This is a genomic window from Saccharothrix sp. AJ9571 (assembly GCF_021725495.1).
Taxonomy (GTDB): Bacteria; Actinomycetota; Actinomycetes; order Mycobacteriales; family Pseudonocardiaceae; genus Amycolatopsis; species Amycolatopsis magusensis.
Map to the genome: position 1 here is coordinate 5,742,933 of NZ_CP091382.1, position 18,831 is coordinate 5,761,763.

The window sequence follows — 18,831 nt, forward strand, 5'->3', positions numbered from 1 at the left end:
CGGCATGGCTGTCCGCGACCTCGACACGTGCAAGTACCCTGACCGCGCTCCCAGATCGGCGAGTGTTCGATCAGTCCCTGTGACCCCACCAACGAGCGCGAACTCCTCACCCCCGTCCCTGGCCTCCGCACCCTCAACACCGGCGGATGGAATCATGCCATGAACGTGAGGCACGGCCCGATCGAAACGGAATCCCGATGACCACGCCGAAGCCCGGACAGCGAGTACCCCGCGTCTTCCCGCCCGGATCCGCGGAGCCTGACGACATCGAACTCCTGGATGCCAGCAACGGAGTCCGGTTCAAGCGCGTCCGCTGGGGCAACTCACCTGCCCCACACATGTGGATCGGCAGGTCCAGCTTTCTCAGGCACGATGAATGTGCCGAGCGGCTCCGAAGTCTTCGGAGTGTCGCTCCCTTTCATGGTGCCATCAAAGACCCGCGTCAGCTGAGCTGACGTCAGAGTGCGGTCCTGAGGGTCGCCCAGACCCGGCAGGGATACGCTCCCTGCCGGGTTTTCTCTTTTGTGGTGCGGTTTTCGCCGTCGTCGGTGAGGGATCAGCGTGGCTGATCCGGCACGGGCTGTGACACGCATCTTCCCTGGTCGGGGCGTAGGCCCGGTTGGACCCGCCCTAGAGAGAGTACTGATCATCATGGCTTTCCTCACCCGTACCGGTTTTCGCGAGACCGAAGAGCAGGAGCGGGCCCGCCTGGCGCTGGCCCCTGAGGGCTCGATGAGTCACTACCTGTCCACCCTGCCGATCACGATCACGGAGTGGCTGCGGGATCTGCTCATCGAACTGCCCTGGTCCGCCACCGAACGCAGCGCCCACCGTGTTGTCGTCGTACCCATCAAGTTCTCGCCGGACGCTCGCCGCGAGAGTGAGGAGGAGCCTCTGCCGCGCAAACGCCATTCAGGACACTGGGAGTGCGCTGTGGTCTCATCTGACCACCCGAGCTACCCCGTCGGTGGCCACCGACTCAGCATTGCGGCCGCAGAGCTTGCTCGCGGCAGGAAGATCTCGATCTGAACTTACTGTGCGACCTGAGCCACGTTTCCGGGCCGCGGGGCATGCGACCTGGCCACAGCGGTGAGTCCGTACCAGACGGCTTGCGCCGGCGACGAATTCTCACGCGGATCTTGATCCCGCGTCAGCGCAGCTGGCAACGCCGCGCCCGTGAATCCGGGCAGCGCAAGACCCCGGCAGTGATGTGTTCTGCCGGGGTTCTCACTTTCATGGCGCAGGACGCCTCGTTGAGGATCAGCACAGCTGATCCGGGGCACGCGCGGAGGGACATCTTCACTGGTCTGGGCGTGCGTCCGGACGATCTCCGCCGCGAAGGGAGTACCGATCACCATGGATTTGCTGACCCGCATCGGATTTCTCGAGACCGAAGAGCTGGAGCGGGCTCGCCTTGCACAGGCTCCTGAGGGCTCGACCAGCCGTTACCTGTCCACCCTCCCGATCACGATCGAGGAGTGGCCGCAGGACGTGCTCGTGCAGCTGCCCTGGAGCCCTCCGCGCACCTCACAGCACTACACCGTCGTCGTGGTGCCCATCGAGTTCCACAACGACCCCCTTCCCGAGGGGGTCGACGAGGAGCCGCTGCCACGCAAACGAAACTCCGGCTCGTGGACGTGTGCCGTAGTCTTCTCGGACCACCCGAGTTACCCCGTTGGCGGCCACCGCATCTTCATTGGTGCTGACGAGATCGCCCGCGGCGCCAAGGTCTCGATCAGCGGCACTCGGCCGTAGAGCTGGATCGCAGCGCCTGGCGGCTTGTCACGCAGCCGCCCGCCACCAGCCCGAGAGTTCTCACTCCGCGCAGACGCTTCATCCCCGAGAGCAGTGTTGGCTGGCTGCGCCGTCGATCGAAACCGACTGGCGACATCGGACGGAACACCGATGGCTGTGAGTGCCGTCCGACTGGTACTCCCGTCAGAACGGACACCTGACGAACGCGATCCACGAGGAAGGGAGCAAAGGATGGAGCACACCGACTACGTTTGCCCTGGTCAGCACGAAGACGGAGGCTGGTCGTGCATGTTCTGCGTTGGCGGCCTTTTCGCCTGCTCGGTCTGCGGCTCTTTCGAGGGGGCCACCACCACTCACTGCCCAGGCTATGACATGTACGCCGAGTTCGGCGACCGCGTGTACGCAGGGGTGCTCGACTTTCGGGACGGGGAGTGGCGCGAAGGTGCGTGTTCCCGGCACACCCCGGCCTTTTGGCGTACCCCTGCCGGCCTGTCCGAGATCGAGAGGTACCGTAAGGAGCACCCGCGAGGTAGCCATGATCGCAACCGCCGACGTGCTGCACGGCACCACGAACGCTGATGGTGAAGGCCTGGATCTCATCGCCGACGCCTACGGCACATTGGGGTCCCTGCGCGGTTTCTCGCTGGAGACCGGATGCGAGCGGCTGTGTTCCAGAGTCCGCCACGCGGTCAACTGGCATCGTCGACTCGCTCGGCATCCCGATGGCCGCGTTCGCGGCCACCCCAGTCGCCGACCTCGTCCGCTATCACCAGTACGGCAGTCCGGAGGCCACGCTATCCGGCGTGGTCTGCGGCCACTGCGCTGACACCGTCGACGACTTGGCGGTGCGCCATGCCGGCGCCAGCCACGTCCGCCCCTGCGCCGAGGCCGCTGCGGAGGAACGCCTGCAGGCGGCAGGAGAACTTCGAGGTATCCCTCGGCATCTGGCCCAACTGAACGGCCGCCGTCGCGCCCCTGCCGGCGGGCAACCCGGCGGCTTGGAACGTCTGGGACCGTCATCGCGCGGAGAAAGCTCCACAGAGGACCACAGCTCGCCAGGTGCGTCAACCACTGAGTCCACGAGGAGAAGATGAGATGTCCGAGCTGAACGTGCTGACAGTGGACGGCTTCGCCCGCTTCGTCGTGAGCTTGGACGATCCGACGGATTTAAGGGCGGTGGAGGCTCGCCGCACGATTACGCTCTCGAAGCTGATCGACATGGCGCAGCGGGCCCTCATCGCTGAGCCGGATGTTCTAGCTGCCCACCTAGAAGCCGCTGAGCCCGCAGAGTCGACCCCCGAGCCGATGCCGTCCGGGAACACGCCCGCAGTTCGCCTGGCGGAGTTCCTCGCCGCGTACGACACGATCAACGACGGTGCCGAGCGTGACAGCGTATACGTCGTCGCGACCACGACTGGCAAACGGACCTTGTCGGCGGCCGACCTCAAATCGTTACTGACGGAGCGTTCGGAGCTGGAGCGTCTGCGCGCCGAACTCGCCGAAGCGAAGCGGGAGAACGACGGGCTGCTGGTCCAGCGCGAGTCGTGGTGGGCCACCGTGCACAGGCAGTATCACGTGGTAGAAGCCGAGCGTGACGCTGCTGTTGCCCGTCTGGGCGACCTGGAGAAGTGATTGGCGGACCTGACGTGTGCTGGCGCTCTCTCATGCCAGGCGGTTGTTCACATCGAGGGTTGGTCGCGCGACGGGTCGAACCGCCGCAACGCATTGCCTGAGCCCCGGATCTGACAACGAACCGTGGTGGAGGCGCGAGCTAGACCGCTGGTGGCGCGACGTTCCGGCCTTTGTGGAGAAAGATCAGCGGTGAAGCAAATCGCGGTACTGCTGTGACAAGGGAAGGCACTGTTGTGTCGCACGCGATCGACCTGCCGACAAGAACGAGAGGAGATCAGAGCAGCTGATCCGGATCTGGGCGTGAACGGAACGCCGCCGCGCGACACCGTATCAACCCACCGGAAAGCTGTCCTGATCGCTCGCCGCGAAACAACCTGGCCCGTGCTTGCACGGGCCAGGTCCTCTGCAACGGCGGGCCAGCAGGGGAGACCCAATACCGAGCAGGACGCTCGCAGACACGGGAGGGCACCGTCATGAACACTCCGAGTTTGACGTTCCCGCGCGTCCCCCTGAAACAGATGGATTCATCGATGCTCGTCTTCGAGCTCGACCGGGAGATCCATCGCGTGATGCCACGCGCGGCGGGGCTCATCACTTCCGCCGGCGCAATGGCCTCCTTCCTGCACCGCGGGCAGATCCGATTCGCCCGCCGAAACCTTCCCCGCGTTCCCTACGTCGAGCACCCGCTGAGGGTCGCGCTGCGGCTCATCCGTTGGGGCGTGGACGACGCGGAAGTCGTCGCAAGCGCGCTGCTGCACGATGTGGTCGAGGACTGCGCCGAGGAGCTGCTCGAGGTCTTCGGTCACACCGGCGAGTCGGCTCTGGAATGCCTGGCCCGGCTCTACGGCGCACAGGTCGCAGACCTGGTAGGTCAGGTCACCAATCCTGGAGCCGTCGGGGAGTACGTCAGCACGACCTACTCCGAGCACATCGCTGTTCTCAGCGCATCAGGCTCGTCGGCCCTGGTCATCAAAGCCAGCGACCTCAAGGACAACGCCGGCTCGATCAAGCACCAGCTCGGTCACGGTCACGACCAGACGATGCTGCGCCTGCTGCGCAAATACCTGCCCGTCGTGACCATCGTCGCGGACAGCCTGCTCGCCGCACCCAGCGCAGAAGAGCGAGTTGCGGCCGCCGCCGACCTTCACCGGCTTGCGAACGCCTTGCGGCTGCTGGCACTCGAGCATGGCATCGAAGGCTGACGCACGACCACGACAACTCCCCGGCACAGCCTTCGAGCTGCCGCCGGGGAGTTCTCCTTTCGTGGCCGCTCAGGCCCGCCGCCCAACACAGCAACGATTAGCCCTGGGTGGACTCGGCGGCCGCTTGCGCCACGGCCCGCGCCGCGATGTACAGGCCCTCACGGTTGAGGTGGCGCGAGTAGCCTGCGTCCAGGTAGAGCACCGGCACGTCACCGGCGACCTCCAGGAGGGCGGGGTAGAGCAGGTCCTTGATCGGGCCGGAGCCGCCGCCGTAGACATAGACCGCCTCAGTGGATTCACCGGACGCTGCGAGCACCTCATCGAAGATCGAACCGATCGCTTCCACCAAGTACTTCACGTCGGGGTCGACCAAGGCTTCAGCACGCTGGTGCCGGCCACGCTGGAAGGCGGAGGGCGTGCTCTGCAGGAAGTCGGCCAGTTGCTTGCGGCTGGTGAACCGCAGATCCGCCTCGTCGAGACGGTCCATGGCGTTGGCCAGCACCGTGCCGTAGCCCATGTCGAGCGTGGCGGAGGCCTCGGGGTTGAACCGGCCGTCAGTGAAGACCGGGAGGTTCACCGTGCCCTCGCCGACGTCGATACCGATGGTGTTCGTCACGCCCACCAGGTCCGCGGCGGTGATGTCCGGGAGCATCCCCGGCTCGCGTGAGCGCAGGTCGGAGAGCAGGGCCCGCGCCAGAGGCTCGCCCTTGTCCGCGATCGCGTACTGCGCGCTTGCGCCCTCGGCGATGACCTGGACATCGACGAACTCGAGGCGCACCGAGACCGGCCTCGAGAAGTTCTTGATCGTGACCAGGTGCACGGTCGGATCCGCCGTCCCCAGGAAGCCGATGAACTCCGCGGCGTAACCGTGGCGGCGGGAGACGAACTCATTGATCGGCAGCGCCAGTCCGGCACGGACCCTCACGCGTAGCTCATGAGCTGGCAGCTGTCCGTGCTCGCGGACGTGGTCGCGCAACGCTTTGGCGGCGAAGACACCGAGCACCAGGATCTTGCTGAGATTCTGGTCGACCTTGCTGCCATGCCCGTCGTGCACCTCGAACTCGGTGAACTTCGAGCCGCGGACGCTCAGAGCCGAACGGCCGAAGATGCGGCGATCGCTGTCGGAGATGAGCGGAGTGGTCAGCGCGCAGTCCAGACGGTTGTAGAAGTCAAGATCCGCATCGTCCATGACCTCGGCGGCCCTGGCGTCCTCGAGTGGCACCTTCGGGCTCTGCCGTGGCGTGGCGACCACCGCGCTGGGCAGGTCGACCTCATCGACCGCCGTGGTGTCCTCATTGCGGATGACACCTTTGACGTAGCCGTTGCCGACGTCGATGCCACCGGTGAGACGGATGGTGTTCGTGCTCATGTCAGTGCTTCCTTCGTTCCGTGATGGCGGCAGTCATCGGCGATTGCTGAAAATGGCGTCCATATCCAGAGGCCCGTCGGGCGCACTCGTCGTCGACGGTGGCTGCGTCTCCCGCGGCGGGGCGGTCTCGTGCTCCACTTGCGGGGAGCTGATCGTGGCCGCGGGCTTGGAATCGCTGCGGGCCTCGTGCTCGGCCGTCTGGTCCCGGATGGGGCCCTGGGCCCGCGCGCCCTCGGCGGCTACGTGATGTCCGTCGGATTCGCCGTCCTCGTTACGCTCGGCGATCCGAGCATCAGCGAGGTCCCCGGTGGCTGACGGCGGCCGCCCGCGGCGGGGGAGTTGCTCGACAGGGCGATTGACGACGTCGATATACCCGTCGCGCTGGATAGACTCGCGGATGAGTAGCTGCAGGGAGCGGGAGATGTTCTCTTGCCCGTCGAGCCATCGGTTCGTCGAGACGTCTGCGGCCGGGACACTCCAGCGCAAACGCCGCGGCTCCTCAGTCATCGCACACTCCTCCTCGAACTGCGGTGTGGTCAGGCAAGCCCTCAGGCATTACGGATCCACCCTTCCCGGCCAATCAGGTCCCCTGTGTCGTCAGGTGCGAACTCGTCGACTAGCTTTTCGATTCTTATCGTATGGTCTATCAAAGGCCTATGCAATGACTTATTGAGACCGAGATGAGACCACTTGCGGATAGGGCCCGCACTGGTCTCATCAGAGCCATCAGCCAAGCCTGGACCAGCCCTGCGGCTGTAGCGAACATTGGACTGGTTCGGGTCCGCACCTGACCAGGTTCGGCGCGGATACGGGCTCATACGGCGCCACGATCAGTACCATGGCCACTCGCGGTTGCACCAACGTGCCATGCAGCGACGCAGCGGAGCCCAGAACGGGACTGACAACAGGCCTGGCCTATGTCGGGACCGCCAGCAGCACGGAGCGGACCAGCAGCCCCAACCTCCGGACAGAAACGAGCCCCGAGAGGAACACCGCAGGGTCTTTACACAGTCCCGATCGACCGATCAGAGTTCCCTTAGGACGTGATGCGGGCGGTTCCCGGCCCGTGGAGCGACGAGATCTGCCCGCGATGGCACCGCGGCGAGGCCCGCGAAACCAGCCGGCCAGGGTTCGTGTCGCGGTCTGCGCACCTTCCGCGAAGCTCGGAGACGGAGAACAGGCAGAGTCGGCACCGCCTGTGATGGCGGCAGCGCGACAGGGGTGTCCTCGGGAAGTGGCGTGAGCTCGCGCTCGAGTCTGGCTCCCTGAAGCGTCCAGGAGAGAACGAGCAGGGCCGGACCGGATCCAACGCAGAGCACCCGCCGCGATCCCGTGCGACGGGCGCGGGTGCGGTGGCGCAACGCGATTTCGCGAGTACACCACCGCACGAGGACGTGATGGAGCAACGGCTGTAGCAGAATCCCGTGGCAAGGCTGAACCGCCGGGTTGTCCCCCATCGCAGCTACGCGGCCGGGGACATGCGCAGCTGCGCGGGGCGCGGCCGGCTCCGCGGCAACATCGCGCACCGCCGTGCTGAAGGTGGCGCTGCGGGCCTCTCCGCGGACGCGGAATACAGACCCGTACGGGTACCGGCTCGTCTTCACGAGAAAGGCGGGGAAACGCACCTGTACGCCGTTGCCACGGATGCCGAAGAAGCCGCACGATCGAAAGGTGCTGTGACCAGGAGAGTCGCCTCGATCCGTACGCGCGCCGCGCGGACAACGACGAGCGTACGGCTCACGTGTGCACAAGCCGTTTCTCCTGATAGTCCAGCCTTCTGCTCACGCCCCAGCCATCCAACGGCGAACAACGGCGAGAAGGGAAGAAAGGGCATAAGGAAACCTGGCAACAGGCATTGGCGACCGCTCGCTCCGCTGGCGCTCCGGGGACACTGGTGACCGGCCCGCCGGTCGTCTGGTTCCACTGTTCGCTGCGCTCACTGAGCCCTCAGTCACTGCCACTCCGACGGCCCGCCCACTGCGCCGCCCGTGAGGGCGGTGGCCGACGTCGCTCGTTGCCCGATGCCGCGCACGCGAACCTTGGTTCGAGGTGTCTGCGACGACCGGATGGAAAAGACCGCCGGATAGAAAGGCGGTTCAATGCCAGCGGAGCTGGCACGGGAGTGCACAGAAGCCGACTGGGCGATGTCGACCACTCGTCCGCGCCGTGACCACGTCACTGACGCCTGAGCACGCCGTCGTCGAGTAGGGTCGCAGTGCGTCTTCGCGTGTCAGAGTTCGCCGAAGCGCCGGACGGATCTCCAGGTGTGGTCATTGAGCTGGGCGAGCGGTCCGTCGGTGCGATCGCGACCTATGGCGAGGCAGGCGGCCGGATGCCTCGGCTGCACGAGAAGCACTTATCTGGGATCGGTATTGTTTGAGCCGACGGTGTGCTCGCGTATTCATTTCAGGAATGATTTACTCGACGACAGTGCACCAGACTCCGGGGACGTGTCAGTCGCAACCGCGACGACCGACCGATCCTCTCAAACAGCGGCGGCACAGATTTCCTCGGCGACCACAGCCCTGTCGAGTACGTCCCGGCCCTACCCAACGAGGAGACCCTGTGACCACTCTGCGTGTGCCCGCCCTCCAACTCCGGCAGGGCCTACGCCACATCTACTGCTTCGGTGTCGACGGCAAACAGTTGAGCCGATTCGCTGCCGTGTCCAGAGTGCGGCGCGACGACAACAGTGCATTATCCGGCTACCAACGTCCGGAAGCACTCGCCCACATCCGCGGCATCCGCCGCTACCTCGAGAACTCCAGCGCCATACTGCCGAACGCGCTCGTGCTCGCCTTCGACAACCGCGTCAGCTTCACACCAGCGCAACTCACGAGCCCGGCCGTCGACTACTCGATGCCCGGCGAGCTGGTGATCCCGATCGACGACACCCTGCCCGAGCACGAACGCCCCGCGTGGCTGGTTGACGGACAGCAACGGGCCGCGGCGATCCGCGACGCCCGGGTCGGCGAATTTCCCATTGCCGCAGTCGGATTCATCGCACGCAGCGAGGAAGAGCAGCGCTCGCAGTTCATCCTGGTCAACTCGACCAAGACACTGCCCCCGGGCCTGATCCACGAGTTGCTGCCCGCCACCACCGGGCAGGTGCCGCACGCCTACGAACGTCGCCGCGTCCCGGCCGCGGTGATGGCAGCGCTCAACCGAGACGCCGGCGGCCCGTTCGGCGGAGTCATCAAGTCCCCGACCGCGCCGCTCGGGTACATCCAGGACACCAGCGTGCTCAAAATGGTCGAGCACAGCCTCACCGACGGCTGCCTCTACCAGTACCGCAACCCGGCCACCGGCGAAGCCGACCTCACGGCCATCACTGCGCACCTGACCACGTACTGGGCCGCAGTGGCCGGCACCTGGCAGACGGCCTGGACCCTGCCGCCCCGCAAGTCCCGCCTCACCCACGGCGCCGGCATCTCCGCCATGGGCTACGTGATGGATGCCCTCACCGAGGACATCCTCGCCGACGAGCTCGACCCGGCAGGCCTTCGCCGCCAGCTCGCCGCGCTCGCCCCGCACACCGCCTGGACCAGGGGCACCTGGCAGATAGATGGCGAGGTGCGCCGCTGGGACAGCGTCCAGAACACCAGCAAGGACATCACTGCGTTATCCCGGCACCTCATCAACCATCTGCCTGCGGCTGGCGCCACCTGACCTGATTGGACAGCTATGACAGACCTGAGAATCAAAATCGCCGAGGCGATTGGCCGGCGACATGTCGGAGACGACTGGGAGCAGTTCCGTGAAGGCTATCTCGACTTGGCCGATGCTGCGCTTTCCGTTCCCCACCCCGGGGTGGTCGAGCTGCGCAAGAAGCTGGCGGAGGAGCGCCGGTTGTCGTCGGAGGATCGGCGCGATGTCCGGTTGAACGAGATGCGCGCTGCGCGGGATGTTCTGGCCGAACTGGTCAAAGATGCCGAGCGCGAGCGAGATGAGACTCGTGCTCAACTGAAGGAAGCCGAGCGGGCCATGCCGCGGGACCAGGCGCAGGCACGGAAGGTGATAGCTGAGTGGCATGCTGTGTATGCGCAGCTGGCCCGAGCCGTCGTACTCCCCGACGACTGGCGGGACCGGGTGATCGCACAGTTCGGCGAGTCCGCACGACGCGATGGCACCCCGAGCCCGCGGTCGTGGGATGTGATCTGCCTGGTCGAGTCCTGGCGTTCGGCTGAGACCGCGGTGCAGGCACCCAAGTACCAGTGAGAGAAAAGGAACAGCGACCATGAACGGCATCACCGGAACTCCCCTCCAGGAACTGAGCGGTGAGGGAGGTTTGACCCACCACCAGATCACACCGCTGCGTCGGCACGGCATCACCACCGTCGAGCGGCTCGCCGAGCTGGTCGACGCACACCGGGCGAAATCGGATGAATCCGAACTGTCGACCGTGCCGAGCTTCGGAGCCAAACGGGTCGAGCTGGCCTGCCTCGCGATCGACCGGTGGCGCGGGAATGCCGCCAACCAGCACTGAAACCTACGGTCAGCGAACACGTGTCCTGCCGACTTGCCGACAAGTGAGAACCTGCCCTCGGAAGGACTCCGATGACGACCGCGATCGAGGTAGTGAACAAGCAAACCTCTGCCTACGACGTGTATATCGGCCGTGGCTCGGTGTGGGGGAATCCGTTTCCACTGCCTCGTCTGCACACCGACGCGGATCGAGCACACGTCATCGAGCGGTACGAACGGCATCTGCTGACAAGCCCTGGCCTGTTGTCGCGCCTGCACGAGTTGCGCGGGAAGAGGCTCGGGTGCTACTGCGCCCCCAAGCCATGCCATGGCGATGTACTGAAGAGGTATGCGGAAGCATTCGAGTTCGGCTCTGCGGTCTACTCGCACGTTGTCCTCATCACGGGCTCGCGCACCTGGGACGACGAACCGGCTATGCGCCGGACGTTCAACGATCTGTGGCGCGAGTGGGGGCCCGAACAGGTTACTCGTCCCATGCTGCTCTCCGGCGAATGCGCGGACGGGGCTGACGCGATGGGCGAGCGGATGTGGCGCGCCGCGGGCTTGACGCCAATGACCTTTCGTGCTGACTGGCAGGCACATGGCCGGACCGCCGGGTTCCAGCGCAACCAGGAGATGGTCGATGTGGCCGTGCGGCTTCGCGCAGCACACGGGCACGTGGTATGCACGGCATTCCTGGACCTGTGCCGCAGGCGAGACTGTCCACGACGCGGCCAGCAGCAGCTGATGCCGGCCCGTCCGGGGCACTTCTCCCATGGCACGATCGACTGCCGTCGGCGAGCGCTCCAGGAGGGGCTCGACGTCCGTGACGTCATCCATCCATCGCTGTCCCCGGTCTGAGGCGCTTGCGAAGCTCTGGAGTCGCTGCTTCAGGGCTTCGCGCGCCTGCGCAGGTGCCTGCTCTGATGATTACGGGAGTGAGGACGGTGAGCAGCGATGTATCCCATGCGGCTACTCGCCTCTGGTGATCCTGTGCGCCTTGTCGTAAGCGGCTACGATCATCTTCGGTATCTGCCCCTTGCCCGCAACGTCCATTCCTTTTCGCCTCGCCCAGGCGCGGATCTTCTCGCGTTCATCCGCGGTCATGGCGGGCACGTCTCGGTTCGTCGCTGCCTTCGTCGTGGCATTGTGGCCCTCGGCGACATAGGTTCGTTCGATCCCGTGGGCCTCGTCGTAGGCGGCGAGTACATCCTGAGGAATCCGGCCACGCGGGGCGATCTCGTAGCCTTCCTTCTCGGCCCAGGCGCGGATCTCGTGCCGTTCGTCGGGCGTCGTCTCGCCCACGAGTCGCGTCGTCTCCGCCGTGGCCTTACGGCCTTTGACAAGGTACTTCTTGAGTGCCCGTTCGAGCTTCTGCCTCTCCTCATCGGTCAAGTCGATCTCGTACCAGTCGCCCTCCAGGCCGAACAGGACCGTGGTGGCATCGGGCTTACCACTGATGTCTGAGTCCAGAACTAGTCGCTTGGCCATGCCGCGGAGGATAACCCATCCACTTGTCTGTCAAGAAGCCTTTCAAACCGATGTGAGTCCCATTCGATGCGCAATGGGGGCAACCTTTCACTCGCGCTGCGTAATCAGCATGAACGAGAAGCGGCAGTGCTAGAATCACACTGCCGCGTGTGCTGGTCGTGTTGCTCGCCGAAGCACCCGGTCGACCCCCGATCGAGAGGCCGTCATGAACCCGCTCCAGACCGTCGACCGCCCTCCTCTGGCCCACCAGGAGGTCGACCTCTTCGCCCTGATGTGCCAACGTCGCGGGTGGACCGACGAGTACCTCCGGGCGATCGAGTCCACCGAGCACGACGAGTTGCTGGGCCTGTCCGAGATGGTCGAGGCACTCGAGGACGCCCGCGCCTCCGGGAAGAAGATCGCGATCGCCCCCGATTTCGACATGGACGGCATCTCCGCTGGCGTGCTCGGCTACGCCGGGCTGGCCGAGCTCGGCTTCGACGTCGAGCTTCATCTGCCTGACTACCGCCGAGGTCACGACGTCACACCCGACGACATCGCCGAGATCGCCCTCACGTGGCCGCAGACTCGGGTCCTGCTCACCTGCGACGGGGGAGTGAACTCCCATCGCGGCATCGCGGCCGCTCGGGCACTGGGCTGGACGACACTGGTGACCGACCACCACGAGGAGCTCGAACCCGGGTCGAGCGCCGACATCACGGTCGACCCCTGCCGGATCGGCGAGACCTACGCCAACCCGGGGATCTGCGGGGCCCACGTGCTCTACCAGGTGATTGAGGCATACACCCGAGCCCACCGCCCCGGCAAACTCTGGGAGATTCGCCTGCTGCGCCTGTTCGCTGGCCTCGGCACCGTCTCCGACGTCATGCCAGTCCTGTACGAGAATCGGCAGCTGGTCCGCGATTCACTGTCGATCGCCCGGCTGCTGTGGGTCGCACCACCCAGGCCCCACGGCCCCTACGGGGACCCGATGCCCCACCTCATCGACATCGAGAAGTCGACGATGATGCGACTGCTGCGCACGGGACCCCACCATCCGGTCTTCCTGCGGGCGTTCCAGGGCTTCGCGCTCCTGCTCAAGGCTTTTACCGAGGCCGGTAAGATCCGCGACATCGATGACATCGACGAAGGCTTCTATGGCTTCTATCTCGCCCCGGCGATGAACAGTCCCCGCCGGATCGGGCAGTCGCTCGAGCCCTACTTCGCGGCGTTCACCGCACCCGACCCCGAGGCGATGATCGAGCATGCCCACGACATCATCGAGAACAACGAGCACCGCAAGCAACTGACAGCAGAGCACCTCGAGGCCCTGGTCGACGGCGACCAGCCGCTGGCACCGTGGATCTACTTCTCCGACGCTCTGGCCGGCATGTACGGCCTGCTGGCCAACCAGCTGATGGAGCGCAACGGTCACCCCGTTGTCGTCGTCAATCGACCGGCGGGTCCCGGCGACTTCGTCAGTGGCTCCGGGCGCGCACCGGACTGGTTCGACATCATCGCCAGCCTGGAACCACACGCTGGACTCCGGGCCATCGGCCACCAGCAGGCCTGCGGTGTGAAGGTCGAGCGCGCCGAGCTGCTCGACTCGCTCGCCGCGGTGCTTGCCGATGCCACTCGCGTGGCGCTGCTCGGCGCTGACCAGACCACAGTCCAGGGCGATCTTGTGCTCGGCCCGGATGCCGACTGTGACGCCGGCCTCGACGACCTGCGACCGCTCTGTGAGCTCGTGCGCCGGACCGCGTTGCTCAAACCCTTCGGCCACGGCTTCTCCGAGCCGATCGTGCAGATCGCTCTCGAGCCGCTCGGGCTGCGGGTCGATCGCATCGGCTCGGACAAGCAGCACCTGCGGCTGGTGACCAGGGCGGGCCTGTCCTGTCTGTGGTGGAACGCCGCCGAGGACAAGCACGACGAACTCAGCGACGTCGTGAAGCGGGCCAGCCGCACCGAGCTCGGGACGCTGCGCTTCACGGCGAAGCTGCAGCTGAACACCTTCCGCGGGGATACCCGCGTCCAGGCCGTCATCGACAAGCAGATCTGAGCGTCTGCCTGACCCGTGAGGGAGGTGGCTGTGGCCGCCACACGGATCGCCCGTCACCTGCTCGATGCCGGCTGGTGTCTCCTCGTATCGCTGGGTGTCGTGGCTGCCTATCTCGGCCTCGGCGCCGGAGTCGTCTCCGTCATCGGAGAACCGGTTCTCGGGACTGTCCTGCTCGGAGGGATCGTGGTGGTGCTCATCGGAGGGACACGGTTCGTCCGGCCGTGCTGGTTCGTCCTCGTTCCCGCGCGGCGGTTACGGCGCGAGGTCCCGTGCTTTGGATGGACCGTCGTGGGTTGCTCCGTCCTTGCCTTTCTGGCCGGTCAGTCCGTGGCGCTGTGGGCTCACACCGTGGGCGGCTCGGCTGGTTTCGAGGAAACGGTCCGGACCCGGGAGGATGCCGGGCCAGCGGCGGCGCTTGTGCTCACGCTGCTCGCGGCACCGATCGCCGAGGAGATGGTCTTCCGGGGACTGCTCTACCCCTTGTTGCGCAGGCGGGTGGGTATCGCTGCCTCCGTCCTCGTCTCCGCAGGGGTGTTCAGCCTCGCACATGGTAACGTTGTGCAGTTTGCGTCAGCGCTACCTCTGGCGGTTCTGCTTGCCCTGGTCTACGAGCGCACGCGCCTACTCTGGCCATGCGTGATCCTGCATCTGGGTTTCAACCTCGCGGCGACCGTCGTCCCCGCACCGATGCTGGCCGCGTTCACCAGACCCCTCTCGACGCTGCTGCTGGCAGCGGCCTTCGCCGGCGTCGTGCTGATTCTCCATCGCCAGATCCGCGGCCGACCGCGCCTCGCTGTCGTGGACGACAAGCGAGACGATGACGAGAGCGAGGCAATCGAGCCGCGAGCAGCCTGGGCGGACCGGCTCTACTCGGATTCGACAGACAGTGGTGCCCCCAGAAGCGGTCCTCTCGTCTGCACGGAGAGCCCCAGGAAGCGGGTGACCGGGGTGGTCCGGTCACCGGGGGAATAGCTGAAAGGATCATTCAGCCATACTCGAGTGCAGAGAGGAGGGGAATCCATCGTGGCCATCGTCAGCAGCTGTGCCTACGACGCACAGGGGCGGTTCGTCCGACCCGATCGACTCGACATCGGTCGCGCGAAGAGCAGTCTCGACCTCGACGCAGGTGGAATCCCCACCTTCGACCGAGACTGCGTCCATGTCCACGCCGTCACCGCCAGCGGCCTCACCGCCGACCATGCGCGCCAGCGTGTGAACAGGCAGCTCGCCCAGTTCTTCACGCGCGCCAGCGACGTGACCGGGTACCGGAAGATCGCCATGAGCAAGACTCAAGGGACAACTCCGTGCAACGGCAACGTCACGGTCACCTACGAGATCCTGTACGCGGTCGAAGTGCCCAGGTGGGCTCGCGGACGCGGAGCCGAATCCTCCTAGGCCGGTTCCAGCGAGGCCGAAAACACGATCTCCGGCGAAAATGCCTCGCGCCATATCACGACGCAAAAGAGGCCGGAGAGTTCCCTTCCCACGGGGACGCCCTCCGGCCTCTTTCTGTGCAGTTCCTATGCAACAGCGTCTGGTGGTGACCGCCGCCTACCACCGATTTCCACCATAGCAGTCGGGAGTCGCCGCACGCAATGCGCAAAGAACACCAGGAACGCGGGGATCGCAGGGAATATGGAGAAACAGGGCGAGTGATGTGCGTCCTCACGTCGTGATCTCCGCGGCTGCTCAGTCTTCGTCCTGCCGAGAATGTATCCGAAGGGCTCGTCAGAGCCCTCGTGTAACGCCCGGCGCCGGAGAACTCCTCGTCCCTCTGCTGTTCCAGAGTGCAGGGGCCATTCCCCAGCGCACCGAGACGCTCAACGGCAGCGTCGGATCCACGATCGCCAGGTCGTCCAGGGAGGGGGAAGGAAACCGACCCTCGGCTGTACCGCGAACGTGGTACGTCCTGAAAAGCAGCTCCGACCTGCGCGGATGCCTGCATCGCGCGTCTTCGGCGCGAGAAGGTGTACCACGTGACTTCTCGGACGCGGTACGCCGTTCTGGCTGATAAACCAGCACTTTCCGACGATGTACCACATGTGCCAGGTCTTTTCGGCCGTTTACAGGTGTGCGCGACACGACCTGGCCGAACCGGTCATGCCACCCGGGCTCCCTTATTTCGTGCACGTGGATCTACCCTATTTTATGTGGTACATCTGGTACTGGGGGTATAGAAACCCTACCTGGTCAGGCTAAACGTGTGTACCACGTGCAGAACCACACGTGGTACACCGATCGTTAAGAGTCCGAATTTCCTGTCCTGATCAGTGTAAACGGGTGTACCACGCCTTGTGGTACACCCGCTGATAACCCCGCAGGGGTATGCGACTGTCCGTGGAACCGGACCGGCACGAATCCAGCCGGCCGGTCAGAAGAACTCTCCTGCCCGAGCCCGACCGGACGCCGGGCGGCTCACGCCGCCCGCGGGCGCGTGATCGACCACGAGAATCCAGTGACCAAGCTGGACGCCTCAGGAACTCCCGATTCCGCGCCGGGCCGCACTCCCGCACTCCCGCACTCCCGCGCTCGCGCGGGGCAGGCGAGCCGTCCCGATCTCGATCACGACCTCCAGTCTGCCTCCAAGCAGTCTCCTGGCCGTCGCTGCCCGCCCGGCTGGCTTCGTGGTCCCACGGCCGATAGACATTCGACTCGTTGCGAAAGAGTATTCGAATGACATAAGGTTGAGTTGCGTTCCTATTCGATTACGAGACCAACCGGCTTCCCACGCTCCCGCCGGCTGGTCCTCGAAGCGATCGAGAAAGACAGCAGCAGCATGACGACCCCTGAGGCCTCCGCGCCACCATCGGACGACGACCGCGACGCCATGCCGGGCAACCCCGTGGCTGACGTCTTCGACAGCGTCATGAACCACTTCGCCGGGCACCGCGGCATCGCCCCGCAGAACGAGATCGTCACCCACGCCACAGCGGTCTACCTCGACCACGTCGACCTCGCCGACGCACCGTCAGGGAGAGTCCTCGAGAAGCAGTTGCTGGCGATTGTCAACGGCGTCTGCAAAACCGAGAACGCCAAGGCGAGTACCGCACCCGAGAAGCTGCCGCTGCTCCGGTTCCTGACCTACTGGCAGATCGCGCAGATCCTGCTGCGCTTGCACCATGTCATCCGCATCGCACCCAACGCGACGGACACCGACCGCGAGTACGACCTGCTGGCGATGTATCAAGCCACCGGCAGGTCCCGTGGCACCTACACAACCAGCGAGGACGACATCCGCACCACGGCGCGCAAGTACAACACCCAACTCACGCTCAAAGAGTTCGCCGAGGTGCTCGCGGTCCTGCGCGAGGACTCGCCCCGCACCCACCAGTGCAGTCACCGTGACCTCATCGCGGTGAACAACGGCGTTTTCCACTACGGCCGCGAGGCCCAGGACGTCACCGTCGCCGGCAAGCCCTTTCACCTGGAACCCAAATCACTGATCCCTTTCGACCCCGCACTGGTCTTCCTGGCCAAGTGCCATATCGACTACATCGATGCACCCCATAGCCCGGTCATCACACATCCGGTCGACGGCACGGACTGGGACATCGAGTCGTGGGTTCGCGAACTCTCCGACGACGACGGGATCCCCGAACTGCTCTGGGAGATCATCGGCGCGATCATCCGGCCGCACGTCTCGTGGGGCAAGACCGCCTGGTTCTATTCCGAGCAGGGCAACAACGGCAAGGGCACGCTGTGCTCGCTGATGCGCAACCTGTGCGGCCCCCGGTCGCACACGTCGATCCCACTGTCGGACTTCGGCAAGGACTTCGCCCTCGAACCACTAGTACGCACCAGCGCGATCATCGTGGACGAGAACGATGTGGGCACCTTCATCGACAAGGCGGCGAACCTGAAGGCGATCGTCACCAACGACGTCATCCAGATCAACCGCAAGTACCGGATGCCGATCGCCTACCAGTTCTTCGGCTTCATGGTCCAGTGCCTCAACGAGTTCCCGCGTGTGAAAGACAAGTCCGAGTCGTTCTATCGGCGTCAGCTGTTCGTGCCCTTCTGCAAGAGTTTCACCGGTGTGGAGCGCAAGTACATCAAGGACGACTATCTCCAGCGGCGCGAGGTGCTGGAGTACGCCCTGTGGTACGTGCTCAATAAGGCCGGTGCCGCCGACCCGGGCAACTACTACCAGCTCTCCGAGCCCGTGGCGACCAAGAAGGTCCTGGCCGAGTACAAGGAAGTCAACGACCCCGTGCGCGCCTTCTGGGAGGAGTTCCGCGCACGCCTGACCTGGGACCTCGCGCCCTTCACCTTCCTCTACGACCTGTACAAATCCTGGTTCGCCGAAGTTTCCCCCTCAGGGTCACCGGTGAGCAACAAGCAGTTCATCGCCGACCTCGTGGCAATCGTCCGGACCGACCCCCTGTGGTACTGCCCGGACAAGAACCGCAAGATCCGCCCCGGGCAAATGATGGACCCACCGGAAATCCTCATCGCCGAGTACGAGCTGAAGAAATGGACGAACCCGAATTACAGCGGCACGGACCCGACAAAACGATCCCAGCCGGTTCCGCAGGCCAGCTACCGCGGACTGCTCAGGCACGCAGGCCCGATACCCCCGGTCGGCACCGACGCCACAGCAGGACAAGAGTGAAGACACTCGTGCCGAAGACCGTCCTGCCTTGTGCCGGGCGTTACCGAGAACGTACAGCAGCAGCGACGGACAGACCCGGTACGCGCCGAGGGCGCGCCGGAGCCGCGGGGCACCGAGGCCATCGTTCACCCTCCGATCATCACCGAAGCCGCAGCGAAGGCCCCGACCCTCGCCACGATCTCGAGGCTCATGGACTCACTGCTCCGGCGCTGTCGGCGACCCCGCCGCGATAGCTCGCCGTCTCCCGACAACTCCACTCCGGCCGTGA

At 65.3% G+C, this 18,831-nt stretch carries 15 protein-coding genes; 12 read left to right on the plus strand and 3 right to left on the minus strand.

Going from position 1 to position 18,831, the window contains the following annotated elements; all coding sequences use genetic code 11:
- The first annotated feature begins 651 nt into the window (after positions 1–651).
- The 4 genes from L3Q67_RS26630 (at position 652) to L3Q67_RS26645 (ending at position 4,589) form a co-directional block, all read left to right on the plus strand.
- Positions 652–1,029: a hypothetical protein gene (locus L3Q67_RS26630; protein WP_499184202.1), complete on the plus strand. Its 378-nt coding sequence runs from the start codon at positions 652–654 to the stop codon at positions 1,027–1,029.
- Between the two features lie 327 nt (positions 1,030–1,356).
- Positions 1,357–1,755: a hypothetical protein gene (locus L3Q67_RS26635; protein ID WP_499184203.1), complete on the plus strand. Its 399-nt coding sequence runs from the start codon at positions 1,357–1,359 to the stop codon at positions 1,753–1,755.
- Between the two features lie 1,095 nt (positions 1,756–2,850).
- Positions 2,851–3,387 carry a hypothetical protein gene (locus L3Q67_RS26640; RefSeq protein WP_499184204.1) on the plus strand — a complete coding sequence of 179 codons (537 nt, stop codon included), beginning with the start codon at positions 2,851–2,853 and terminating at the stop codon, positions 3,385–3,387.
- A 530-nt stretch (positions 3,388–3,917) separates the two neighbouring features.
- The gene (locus L3Q67_RS26645; protein WP_499184205.1) at positions 3,918–4,589 is read left to right on the plus strand and encodes an HD domain-containing protein; all 672 of its coding nucleotides are present in this window, start codon (positions 3,918–3,920) and stop codon (positions 4,587–4,589) included.
- Between the two features lie 97 nt (positions 4,590–4,686).
- Here L3Q67_RS26645 and L3Q67_RS26650 read toward each other — a convergent pair whose 3' ends face one another.
- Together L3Q67_RS26650 and L3Q67_RS26655 are read right to left on the minus strand one after the other, a co-directional pair.
- Complete coding sequence (locus L3Q67_RS26650) at positions 4,687–5,958, minus strand: acetate and sugar kinases/Hsc70/actin family protein (RefSeq protein WP_499184206.1); 1,272 nt, start codon at positions 5,956–5,958, stop codon at positions 4,687–4,689.
- 33 nt (positions 5,959–5,991) lie between these two features.
- Positions 5,992–6,465, minus strand: coding sequence for a hypothetical protein (locus L3Q67_RS26655; RefSeq protein ID WP_499184207.1), 474 nt, complete (start codon positions 6,463–6,465; stop codon positions 5,992–5,994).
- Between the two features lie 2,058 nt (positions 6,466–8,523).
- Between L3Q67_RS26655 and dbpB the strand changes: the two genes are divergently transcribed.
- The 4 genes from dbpB to L3Q67_RS26675 all read left to right on the plus strand — a co-directional run bounded on the left by dbpB (position 8,524) and on the right by L3Q67_RS26675 (position 11,283).
- On the plus strand, positions 8,524–9,627 hold the full coding sequence (gene dbpB, locus L3Q67_RS26660; protein ID WP_499184208.1) for a DGQHR domain-containing protein: 1,104 nt from the start codon (positions 8,524–8,526) through the stop codon (positions 9,625–9,627).
- 15 nt (positions 9,628–9,642) lie between these two features.
- On the plus strand, positions 9,643–10,176 hold the full coding sequence (locus tag L3Q67_RS26665; protein WP_499184209.1) for a hypothetical protein: 534 nt from the start codon (positions 9,643–9,645) through the stop codon (positions 10,174–10,176).
- Between the two features lie 19 nt (positions 10,177–10,195).
- Positions 10,196–10,444, plus strand: a complete 249-nt coding sequence (locus L3Q67_RS26670) for a hypothetical protein (RefSeq protein WP_499184210.1) — start codon at positions 10,196–10,198, stop codon at positions 10,442–10,444.
- Positions 10,445–10,515: 71 nt separating this feature from the next.
- The gene (locus L3Q67_RS26675) at positions 10,516–11,283 is read left to right on the plus strand and encodes a DUF4326 domain-containing protein (RefSeq protein WP_499184211.1); all 768 of its coding nucleotides are present in this window, start codon (positions 10,516–10,518) and stop codon (positions 11,281–11,283) included.
- A gap of 111 nt (positions 11,284–11,394) precedes the next feature.
- Here L3Q67_RS26675 and L3Q67_RS26680 read toward each other — a convergent pair whose 3' ends face one another.
- Positions 11,395–11,913 (minus strand): histone-like nucleoid-structuring protein Lsr2, encoded by a 519-nt coding sequence (locus tag L3Q67_RS26680; protein WP_499184212.1) that lies wholly within the window; start codon positions 11,911–11,913, stop codon positions 11,395–11,397.
- A 205-nt stretch (positions 11,914–12,118) separates the two neighbouring features.
- On the opposite strand from L3Q67_RS26680, the gene L3Q67_RS26685 reads away from it, so the two are divergent.
- The 4 genes from L3Q67_RS26685 (at position 12,119) to L3Q67_RS26700 (ending at position 18,563) form a co-directional block, all read left to right on the plus strand.
- On the plus strand, positions 12,119–13,951 hold the full coding sequence (locus tag L3Q67_RS26685; RefSeq protein WP_499184213.1) for a single-stranded-DNA-specific exonuclease RecJ family protein: 1,833 nt from the start codon (positions 12,119–12,121) through the stop codon (positions 13,949–13,951).
- Positions 13,952–13,981: 30 nt separating this feature from the next.
- Positions 13,982–14,923: a CPBP family intramembrane glutamic endopeptidase gene (locus tag L3Q67_RS26690; protein ID WP_499184214.1), complete on the plus strand. Its 942-nt coding sequence runs from the start codon at positions 13,982–13,984 to the stop codon at positions 14,921–14,923.
- Between the two features lie 51 nt (positions 14,924–14,974).
- Complete coding sequence (locus L3Q67_RS26695; RefSeq protein WP_499184215.1) at positions 14,975–15,346, plus strand: hypothetical protein; 372 nt, start codon at positions 14,975–14,977, stop codon at positions 15,344–15,346.
- Between the two features lie 1,294 nt (positions 15,347–16,640).
- Complete coding sequence (locus L3Q67_RS26700) at positions 16,641–18,563, plus strand: DNA primase family protein (RefSeq protein ID WP_499184216.1); 1,923 nt, start codon at positions 16,641–16,643, stop codon at positions 18,561–18,563.
- Positions 18,564–18,831: the final 268 nt, after the last annotated feature.

Coding starts and splice junctions, on each gene's coding strand:
- L3Q67_RS26630 (WP_499184202.1), top strand. CDS start 652: ATGGCTTTCCTCACCCGTACCGGTTTTCGCGAGACCGAAGAGCAGGAG.
- L3Q67_RS26635 (WP_499184203.1), top strand. CDS start 1,357: ATGGATTTGCTGACCCGCATCGGATTTCTCGAGACCGAAGAGCTGGAG.
- L3Q67_RS26640 (WP_499184204.1), top strand. CDS start 2,851: ATGTCCGAGCTGAACGTGCTGACAGTGGACGGCTTCGCCCGCTTCGTC.
- L3Q67_RS26645 (WP_499184205.1), top strand. CDS start 3,918: ATGCTCGTCTTCGAGCTCGACCGGGAGATCCATCGCGTGATGCCACGC.
- L3Q67_RS26650 (WP_499184206.1), bottom strand. CDS start 5,958: ATGAGCACGAACACCATCCGTCTCACCGGTGGCATCGACGTCGGCAAC.
- L3Q67_RS26655 (WP_499184207.1), bottom strand. CDS start 6,465: ATGACTGAGGAGCCGCGGCGTTTGCGCTGGAGTGTCCCGGCCGCAGAC.
- L3Q67_RS26665 (WP_499184209.1), top strand. CDS start 9,643: ATGACAGACCTGAGAATCAAAATCGCCGAGGCGATTGGCCGGCGACAT.
- L3Q67_RS26670 (WP_499184210.1), top strand. CDS start 10,196: ATGAACGGCATCACCGGAACTCCCCTCCAGGAACTGAGCGGTGAGGGA.
- L3Q67_RS26675 (WP_499184211.1), top strand. CDS start 10,516: ATGACGACCGCGATCGAGGTAGTGAACAAGCAAACCTCTGCCTACGAC.
- L3Q67_RS26680 (WP_499184212.1), bottom strand. CDS start 11,913: ATGGCCAAGCGACTAGTTCTGGACTCAGACATCAGTGGTAAGCCCGAT.
- L3Q67_RS26685 (WP_499184213.1), top strand. CDS start 12,119: ATGAACCCGCTCCAGACCGTCGACCGCCCTCCTCTGGCCCACCAGGAG.